This is a genomic window from Thermodesulfobacteriota bacterium, assembly GCA_040758155.1.
Lineage (GTDB): Bacteria > Desulfobacterota > Deferrimicrobia > Deferrimicrobiales > Deferrimicrobiaceae > UBA2219.
Genome location: JBFLWB010000084.1, coordinates 1 through 8,518, shown reverse-complemented (window position 1 = coordinate 8,518; position 8,518 = coordinate 1). Strand labels below are relative to the sequence as shown.

The window sequence follows — 8,518 nt, the reverse complement described above, 5'->3', positions numbered from 1 at the left end:
CCTCCCGTGGTCCGGAGCGAGATGCCGAAGGAACTCGCCCCCGGGCGGAAGTTCGTCTACCGGATCGAGGCGGAGGATCCGGACGGGGACGCGCTGGCATACACGCTGAAGAGCGGCCCGCCGGGAATGTCTCTTTCCGGAAACGTGCTGGAATGGCAGGTTCCCGACGGCTTCCTCGGGCAGGAGGTCGCGGCGGTAGTCGAAATCTCCGACGGCCGGGACAGCCGGACCGTTCAGAACATCACGATGACGATCCAACCTCCCCGGTGAACGCGGGCATGGAGGGAACATGAGCAGCGGGAAAGGTTTTCTTGCCGGCATCCTGATCGCGGCGTCGCTCGCCGCCGCCTCCGCCGCCTTCGCGGACGGCGAATTCCAGCTCTTCGATAAACGGAAAGCCGTGGTCGAGAAGGGGAAGCTCATCCTGATCGGCAGGAGCGGGGATCGGAAGGCCGCGCCTCCCGGCAGGTATGACACCCGGGACGGAAGATACACCATCTTCGTCCGGGAAGACGGGATCCAGGTCCGGGACCGCACCAAAGAGCTCCAGTAATATCCTCCGGGGCGCGGCGGCAGGTGTCCGCCGCGCCCCGGCCCCCGAAAATATTGAATCGACGGCCGCGGCCGGGCTCGTATAGTATTTCCCATCATGAAAGAGCGCAGAAAGACCCGGCGCATCCGCGTCGGCGGCGTGCCCGTGGGCGGGGGGTCCCCCGTTTCCGTCCAGAGCATGACCAACACGGACACCCGGGATGTTCGCGCCACGCTCGCGCAGATCCGGTCGCTGGCCCGGGAGGGGTGCGAGATCGTGCGCGTCGCCGTCCCCGACGGGCCTTCCGCTGAGGCGTTCCGAAGGATCCGCGAGCGCTCTCCGCTCCCGGTGATCGCCGACATCCACTTCGACCACCGGCTGGCGCTCGCCTGCGCCGACGCCGGGGCGGACGCCCTGCGGATCAATCCCGGGAACATCGGGGGGGAGAAGAACACGATCGAGGTGCTGCGCGCCGCCCGGGCGAACCGGATCCCGGTCCGGATCGGCGTGAACTCCGGCTCCGTGGAGAAGGACCTTCTCGCGAAGCACGGCGGGCCCACACCGGAGGCGCTGGTCGCCAGCGCCGCCCGGTACCTCAGGATCTGCGAGAAGGCCCGCTTCCACGCGCTCAAGTTCTCCCTGAAGGCGTCCGGCGTAGCGACGACCATCGGGGCCTACCGCCTGTTCTCCCGCCGGTTCGACTATCCTTTGCACGTGGGGGTCACGGAAGCCGGGACGAGCTTCTCCGGCACGGTGAAATCCGCGGTCGGGATCGGCGCCCTGCTGGCGGAGGGGATCGGCGATACGATCCGCGTCTCCCTGACCGGGCCGCCGGAGGAGGAGGTCCGGGTGGGGTGGGAGATCCTGAAAGCCCTCGGGCTGCGCCGGCGGGGGCCGGATTTCGTCTCCTGCCCGACCTGCGCGCGCGCCGCCATCGACGTCGCGGGGATCGCCATGGAGGTCGAGCGGCGGCTGTCGGACCTGAGCGCCCCGCTGAAGGTCGCCGTGATGGGATGCGCCGTGAACGGGCCGGGCGAGGCGAGGGAGGCCGATGTGGGAGTCGCCGGCGGGAAGGGCGAGGGGCTGATCTTCCTCAAGGGGGAGGTCGTGAGGAAAGTGAAGGAGAAAGACATCGTCGCCGAGGTCGTCCGCACCGCGCGGAGACTTGCGGGCGAAAAAAGGAGCGGCACGTGATCCGTTATACCCGGTACCTGATGCCCACCACCAAGGAAACTCCCTCCGACGCGGAGGTCGTCAGCCACCGGCTGATGCTGCGCGGCGGGTTCATAAGGAAGGTCGCCTCCGGGATCTACAACTACCTGCCGGCGGGGCTGAAGGTCCTGCGGAAAGTGGAGCGGATCATCCGGGAGGAGATGGATCGGGCGGGCGCCCAGGAGGTGCTGATGCCCGCGGTGGTACCGTCCGAGCTGTGGAAGGAAAGCGGCCGGTGGGACGCCTACGGGAAGGAGCTGCTCCGGTTCAAGGACCGCGCGGACCGGGAGTTCTGCCTGGGGCCGACCCACGAGGAGGTGGTCACCGACCTCGTCCGGCGGGAGATCCGGTCGTACCGGCAGCTCCCGATGAACCTCTATCAGATCCAGGACAAGTTCCGCGACGAGATCCGCCCGCGCTTCGGGCTGATGCGGGGGCGCGAGTTCTTCATGAAGGACGCCTACTCCTTCGACATCGACGAGGAGGGAGCGAAGGAGTCGTACCGGAAGATGTACGACGCGTACTGCCGGGTCTTCCGCCGGATGGGGCTCGATTTCCGGGCCGTCGAGGCCGACACCGGCAACATCGGCGGCTCGAGCTCTCACGAGTTCATGGTGATCGCCGACTCGGGCGAGGACGCGATCGTTTCCTGCGCTTCCTGCGCCTACGGGGCGAACGTGGAGAAGGCGGAGTGCCTCCCTCCGGAAGAAGGAACCGTCGGCCCGAAAGAACCGGGCCCCGCGCGGAAAGTCTCCACCCCTTCGATGCGGACCATCGAAGAGGTGTCGGGATTCCTCGGGATCCCGCCCGGGGCGCTGATCAAGACGCTGCTCTTCGAGACCTCCGTCGGCGACGTGGCCGTGCTGGTCTCCGGCGCTTTCGGGATCAACGAGATCAAGGTGCGCAACTTCCTGGGCGCCGAGTGGGTGCGGCTGGCCGAGGAGCCGAAGGTTCGCGAGCTCACCGGGGCGCCGTCGGGATTCGCAGGGCCGGTCGGCCTTTCCGTCCGGACGATCGCAGACCTTTCGGTGCGGGCGATCGCGTCCGGCGCCACGGGGGCCAACGAGAAGGACGCTCACCTGGTGGACGTGGTCCCCGGGAGGGATTTCACTCCGGAGGCGTACGCCGACCTGCGGGTCGTGGGAGAAGGGGACGCCTGCCCCCGATGCGGCGGCGGGCTCCGGGTGTCCCGCGGGATCGAGGTGGGGCACGTCTTCCGGCTGGGGACGAAATACAGCGAGGCGATGCGCGCGGTCTGCCTCGACGCCGACGGCCGGGAGCAGGTCATCGCCATGGGATGCTACGGTATCGGGGTCGGCCGGACAGCCGCGGCCGCGATCGAGCAGAACCACGACGACGACGGGATCGTCTGGCCGATCTCCATCGCTCCGTTCGAAACGGTCATCATTCCGGTGAACGTGAAGAACGCCGACGTGGCGTCCGCCGCTGAGAAACTGGCCTCCGATCTCGACGCGAGCGGAGTGGAGGTGCTCCTGGACGATCGAGACGAGCGGCCCGGGATCAAGTTCAAGGACGCCGATCTCGTGGGCATCCCCGTGCGCGTCACCCTGGGGGAGAAGAACGTCGCCGCCGGGTTCGGGGAGCTTCGCGACCGGAAGACGGGGGAGACGATCCGGGTCGAGCTGCCGAAGCTCGCGGAGAGCGTCCTCAAGATGGTGGCCCGGAAGAAGGCCGAGTGTTCCGCATGAAGGACCGGATCGTAATCGCCCTCGACACCGACTCGCCCGGGACGGCGCTGGCGACCGTCCGCTCGCTCTCCGGGGAGGTCGGGCTGTTCAAGGTGGGGATGGAGCTCTTCCCCCGGGGGGGGCCGGATCTGGTCCGGCGCATCCGCGAGTCGGGGCACGGCGTCTTCCTCGACCTGAAGTTCCACGACATCCCGAACACCGTCGCGGGGGCGGTCCGCTCGGCCGCGGAACTGGGCGTGCGATTCGCCACCGTGCACGCTTCGGGGGGACGGGCGATGTTGGCGGCGGCGGCGGAGGCGGCTGCGGGGACCGGGACGACCCTCCTCGCGGTGACGGTGCTGACGAGCCTCGACGACGCAGACCTGGCCGACGTGGGCTTCTCCCTGAAAGCAGGCGATGCGGTCCTTCGGATGGCGGAGCTCGCGGCGGCGGCGGGGATCGGGGGGATCGTCTGCTCGGCGAACGAGGTCGCGGCCGTACGCGCCCGCCTGGGGAAGGACGCTGTCCTGGTCACGCCGGGAGTGCGGATGCCGGGCGGCGAGGCGGGCGACCAGAAGCGGGTGGTGACCCCCGGCGACGCCGTCCGGCGCGGGGCGGACTACATCGTGGTCGGACGGCCCGTCACCCGGGCCGCGGACCCGAAGGCCGCCGCGCGGGAAATCGCCGAGGCGATGCGCCGGGGCGCGGAAGGATGAGAGGGGGCGGCACGGCACCCTCGGTCGTATGGGTCACCGGAAGGCACCCCGTGGAGGAGCTGCTCCGGTCGAAGACGCAGTCCGCAAGGAAGGTTCTGCTCTCCGTCGCCGTCCCGCCGGAAATCCGCGCCCGCGTCGAGCGGATGGCGAAGGAACTGGCGCTGCCCTGCCAGACATGCCCGCGGGAGGAATGGGAGCGCAGGACCGGAGAGAGGGAAGGAGGAGGGATCGCGGCGGAGGTCGCCGGATTCCGGTACGCCGACATCGAGGATTGGCTTCCGTCGCTGCCGGAGCGGTCGAGGGCGTTCCTGCTGGACGGCGTCACGGATCCGCAGAACCTGGGGGCGATCCTCCGGAGCGCGCGGGCCTTCTCATTCGACGGGGTGGTGATCCCCGCCGACCGCTCCTGCCCGGTCACGGGATCGGTCTTCCGCGCTTCGGCCGGCGCGGCCGCCCACGTCCCCGTCGTGCAGGTGAAGAACCTCGTCCGCGCGATCGAGCGGATGCAGGAGTCCGGCTTCTGGGTCTACGCGGCGGAAGGGAAGGGCGGGACCGAGCTCACGGAGTTCCGGCCGGCCGCGAGAACTGCGGTCGTCCTCGGCAGCGAGGAGAAGGGAATCCGGCGGCTGGCGCTGGAGAGATGCGACGGGGCGGTCCGGATCGGCATGGCCCCCGGCGTGGATTCGCTGAACGTTTCCGTCGCCGCCGGGATCATCGCCCACGCAATGGGGAAACCTCAGGAAAACCGTTGACTTCACGGACCGTTTCGTGGGGATAATCCTTGAATCCGCGGGTGGGAGGGCCGACGTAGCTCAACGGCAGAGCGTCTGATTTGTAATCAGATGGTTGGAGGTTCAACTCCTCTCGTCGGCTCCACGAACCCGGACGATCCTACCGCTCGATTTTCCACCCGTCGTCGTAATTCCTGAAATAAATGTTTGCCGTATTGGTTTTCTTCAATACATTTTCATGGTATTTGCAGTTTTGATCGATGCAGAACCTGGAATAATACGGCTCTATCGGCTCCCTGATGATTGTATAAGTTACAACCGCCATATTGTTCCTCCTGTCTTCCAGTATGTTCGTCACGTTTCCTATGGCGGTCCTTACGACGGATACGTTGATGTTGAAGTTCGATTCTTTGCGATAGTGCGTTATGACGCCGACCTCCCTCCCGGCGTCGTCCAGCGCGGAATAGACGTCCATGTCTGGACCCGATCGCTTCTTGTGTATGTTCCGGGTATTTAACAAATCCCTGATGTTCGCTCCCAGGCCGGTGGAATCCCGCACGCCTTCCAGGTACAACGTTTCCAGCTTCGGGGAATGATATTTCGTCAACTCGTTGAAGGCGTATTGGTTCGTCAACCGGGCGGAACAGGAGCAGGCGAAACCGATGCACAGGATCGTCGTCAAAACAACGGGCTGTCGCTTCATCGCATCCCTCTTTCCCGGAGGATCCCTCCGCGCCCCGGTTCCCGGCGGCGGAATCTCCGGAATTATGGGTTCACGGCGGGACCCGCGTCAACGGGAAGAATGTATTGACACGATTCTCGGCATCGTGGTAATTCTAATTGCTTTCAGGAAAGCGACTGTTCTTTCTAATGCGAAGATAAGCCGGCACGGAACGACCCCGTTCCCTGCACGCGGCGCGGCGACAAGTGGAGGGGTACCCGAGTGGCCAAAGGGGGCAGACTGTAAATCTGCTGGCATCGCCTACGGAGGTTCAAATCCTCCCCCCTCCACCATCCATATTCTTTCCGGTTGCGGGCGCGCGTACGAAATCCCGTTCAAAACCGCTTGACTGCCTTAATATATCGGGTAAACTTTAAAGTTTGCGGAACAAGCGGGCGTAACTCAATTGGTAGAGTCACAGCCTTCCAAGCTGTTGGTCGCGGGTTCGATTCCCGTCGCCCGCTCCATTTTTTTTACGGCGTCGCATGACGCCCACGTAGCTCAGTTGGCAGAGCGCGTCCTTGGTAAGGACGAGGTCACCAGTTCAATCCTGGTCGTGGGCTCCACTATCGATACTTGACGGACTTCCATTTTTCCCAAGGAGAGCCACACATGTCCAAGCAGAAATTCGAGCGTACGAAGCCGCACGTGAACATCGGCACGATCGGTCACGTGGATCACGGCAAGACGACGTTGACGGCGGCGATCACGAAGGTGCTGTCGTCCCGCGGGATGGCGGATTTCGTGGCGTTTGACCAGATCGACAAGGCGCCGGAGGAGCGGGAGCGGGGGATCACGATCGCGACGGCGCACGTGGAGTACCAGACCAAGACGCGGCACTATGCGCACGTGGACTGCCCGGGTCACGCCGACTACATCAAGAACATGATCACGGGCGCGGCGCAGATGGACGGCGCGATCCTGCTGGTATCGGCGGCGGACGGTCCGATGCCTCAGACGCGGGAGCACATTTTGTTGGCGCGCCAGGTGGGCGTTCCGTACATCGTGGTGTTCATGAACAAGGTGGACATGGTGGACGATCCGGAGCTTTTGGACCTGGTGGAGCTGGAGGTCCGGGAGCTGTTGACCAAGTACGAGTTTCCCGGGGACAAGACTCCGATCATCCGCGGGGCGGCGACGAAGGCGTTGGCGTGCGGCTGCGGGAAGGACGACTGCGCGAACTGCAAGTGCGTGCTGGAGCTGATGGACGCGGTGGACTCTTACATTCCGCAGCCGGAGCGCGCGGTGGACAAGCCGTTCCTGATGGCGATCGAGGACGTGTTTTCGATATCGGGTCGCGGGACGGTGGTGACGGGTCGCGTGGAGCGCGGGGTGGTGAAGGTGGGCGACGAGGTGGAGATCATCGGTTTGCGGGACACGCAGAAGACGGTGGCCACGGGCGTGGAGATGTTCCGCAAGCTGTTGGATCAGGGTCAGGCGGGCGACAACATCGGCGTGCTGCTTCGGGGGACGAAGAAGGACGAGGTGGAGCGCGGTCAGGTGCTGGCGAAGCCGGGCTCGATCACTCCGCACAAGAAGTTCAAGGCGTCGGCGTACATCCTGACGAAGGAGGAGGGCGGCCGTCACACGCCGTTCTTCAACGGATATCGCCCGCAGTTCTATTTCCGGACGACGGACGTGACGGGGGTCGGGACGTTGCCGGAGGGCGTGGAGATGGTGATGCCGGGGGACAACATCCAGATGTCGGTGGAGCTGATCACCCCGGTGGCGATGGAGAAGGAGCTGCGGTTCGCGATCCGCGAGGGCGGCCGGACCGTCGGCGCCGGCGTCGTCGCGGAAATCCTGGAGTAGCTTCTTAAGAAGGAGAGGAAGGCGAGATGCGCGACATCATCATCCTGGCTTGCGCCGACTGCAAGAACAGGAACTATACGACGACCAAGAACAAGAAGACGACGCCCGACAAGCTCGAGCTGAAGAAATACTGCCCGGCCTGCCGGAAGCATACGGCGCACAAAGAGACCAAGTAGGCGGGGCAAGGGGGCGAAGGCCAGTAGCTCTAACGGCTAGAGCAGCGGACTCCAAATCCGCGGGTTGGGGGTTCGAATCCCTCCTGGCCTGCCATCCTTTTTTCGGGATAGGGGAGTTTCCCGGTTATGGCGAAAACGTTCAAGGACAGGTTGATGGAGCGGCTGCCGGGCACGCGCACGGCATCGGAGGAGAGCAGGGCCGTCGCGTCTTCCGCGGGATTCCTCGAGAAGGCGAAGACGTTCCTCCAGGAGTTCAAGACCGAGATGAAGAAGGTCTCCTGGCCGGCGCGGAAGGAAACCATGTCGTCCACCGCGGTGGTCATCGTGACCGTGCTGATCATCGTCCTCTTTCTGGGGCTGGTGGACTTCGCCCTCGGCCGGATCGTGCAGTCCGTCCTGAGCTATTAACCCTCCAAAGAGGAACCAATGGGGAAACAGTGGTTCGTCGTCCATACCTATTCGGGGTATGAGAAAAAGGTCAGGGAATCGCTGTTGAACCGCATCGCCACGGAGGGGATGCAGGAACGGTTCGGAGATGTCCTGATCCCGGCGGAAACGGTCGTCGAGATGCGGAAGGGGAAGAAGAAGACCGGGACGCGCAGCTTCTTCCCGGGCTACCTGCTGGTCAACATGGAGCTCGACGAGTCGACCTGGCACCTGGTCCGGCACACCCCCAAGGTCACGGGCTTCGTCGGGGGGCAGCACCCGGCCCCGATTCCCGAGGCCGAGGTCGATGAGATCAAGTCCCAGATGATCGAGGGGCGGCTGAAGCCCAAGCCGAAGATCTCCTTCTCGGAAGGGGAGAACGTGCGGGTGATCGACGGCCCCTTCTCCAATTTCAGCGGGACCGTCGACAGCATCAAGCCCGACAAGGGGAAGGTGGTCGTGCTGGTCTCCATCTTCGGCAGGGCAACCCCGGTGGAGCTCGAT

Annotated in this window: 11 protein-coding genes and 5 tRNA genes; 15 read left to right on the top strand and 1 reads right to left on the bottom strand. The window is 65.0% G+C overall.

All coding sequences use genetic code 11. The features are described 5' to 3' along the window. The 7 genes from AB1346_05030 to AB1346_05000 all read left to right on the top strand — a co-directional run. Nucleotides 1-270: hypothetical protein (locus tag AB1346_05030; GenBank protein MEW6719792.1), on the top strand; the 270-nt coding region annotated here is incomplete at its 5' end. A gap of 19 nt (nucleotides 271-289) precedes the next feature. Beyond that, nucleotides 290-553 (top strand): hypothetical protein, encoded by a 264-nt coding sequence (locus AB1346_05025; protein ID MEW6719791.1) that lies wholly within the window; start codon nucleotides 290-292, stop codon nucleotides 551-553. A gap of 96 nt (nucleotides 554-649) precedes the next feature. Beyond that, entirely contained in the window at nucleotides 650-1,726 is a 1,077-nt protein-coding gene (ispG, locus tag AB1346_05020; protein ID MEW6719790.1) for a flavodoxin-dependent (E)-4-hydroxy-3-methylbut-2-enyl-diphosphate synthase, read from the top strand. Continuing rightward, nucleotides 1,726-3,453: a proline--tRNA ligase gene (locus tag AB1346_05015; protein ID MEW6719789.1), complete on the top strand. Its 1,728-nt coding sequence runs from the start codon at nucleotides 1,726-1,728 to the stop codon at nucleotides 3,451-3,453. The genes ispG and AB1346_05015 overlap by 1 nt, the downstream gene beginning before the upstream one ends. Continuing rightward, on the top strand, nucleotides 3,450-4,148 hold the full coding sequence (pyrF, locus tag AB1346_05010) for an orotidine-5'-phosphate decarboxylase (GenBank protein MEW6719788.1): 699 nt from the start codon (nucleotides 3,450-3,452) through the stop codon (nucleotides 4,146-4,148). Before AB1346_05015 ends, pyrF begins: the two co-directional genes overlap by 4 nt. Next, nucleotides 4,145-4,900: a 23S rRNA (guanosine(2251)-2'-O)-methyltransferase RlmB gene (rlmB, locus tag AB1346_05005; protein MEW6719787.1), complete on the top strand. Its 756-nt coding sequence runs from the start codon at nucleotides 4,145-4,147 to the stop codon at nucleotides 4,898-4,900. Before pyrF ends, rlmB begins: the two co-directional genes overlap by 4 nt. Nucleotides 4,901-4,949: 49 nt before the next feature. Then, nucleotides 4,950-5,024, top strand: a tRNA-Thr gene (locus AB1346_05000). A 15-nt stretch (nucleotides 5,025-5,039) separates the two neighbouring features. Here the strand turns inward: AB1346_05000 and AB1346_04995 are convergent. After that, nucleotides 5,040-5,582 (bottom strand): hypothetical protein, encoded by a 543-nt coding sequence (locus AB1346_04995; protein ID MEW6719786.1) that lies wholly within the window; start codon nucleotides 5,580-5,582, stop codon nucleotides 5,040-5,042. 226 nt (nucleotides 5,583-5,808) lie between these two features. On the opposite strand from AB1346_04995, the gene AB1346_04990 reads away from it, so the two are divergent. The 8 genes from AB1346_04990 to nusG form a co-directional block, all read left to right on the top strand. Next, nucleotides 5,809-5,893 (top strand) — tRNA-Tyr (locus tag AB1346_04990). Nucleotides 5,894-5,991: 98 nt separating this feature from the next. Continuing rightward, nucleotides 5,992-6,067 (top strand) — tRNA-Gly (locus AB1346_04985). Nucleotides 6,068-6,090: 23 nt separating this feature from the next. Continuing rightward, nucleotides 6,091-6,166: transfer RNA gene (locus tag AB1346_04980), tRNA-Thr, on the top strand. A 46-nt stretch (nucleotides 6,167-6,212) separates the two neighbouring features. Next, nucleotides 6,213-7,412, top strand: a complete 1,200-nt coding sequence (gene tuf, locus AB1346_04975) for an elongation factor Tu (protein MEW6719785.1) — start codon at nucleotides 6,213-6,215, stop codon at nucleotides 7,410-7,412. 26 nt (nucleotides 7,413-7,438) lie between these two features. Further along, nucleotides 7,439-7,588, top strand: coding sequence for a 50S ribosomal protein L33 (gene rpmG / locus AB1346_04970; protein ID MEW6719784.1), 150 nt, complete (start codon nucleotides 7,439-7,441; stop codon nucleotides 7,586-7,588). 17 nt (nucleotides 7,589-7,605) lie between these two features. Next, nucleotides 7,606-7,682, top strand: a tRNA-Trp gene (locus AB1346_04965). A gap of 32 nt (nucleotides 7,683-7,714) precedes the next feature. Next, nucleotides 7,715-7,996, top strand: a complete 282-nt coding sequence (secE, locus tag AB1346_04960) for a preprotein translocase subunit SecE (GenBank protein MEW6719783.1) — start codon at nucleotides 7,715-7,717, stop codon at nucleotides 7,994-7,996. A gap of 18 nt (nucleotides 7,997-8,014) precedes the next feature. Further along, on the top strand, nucleotides 8,015-8,518 hold a 504-nt coding region (nusG, locus tag AB1346_04955; protein ID MEW6719782.1), incomplete at its 3' end, for a transcription termination/antitermination protein NusG.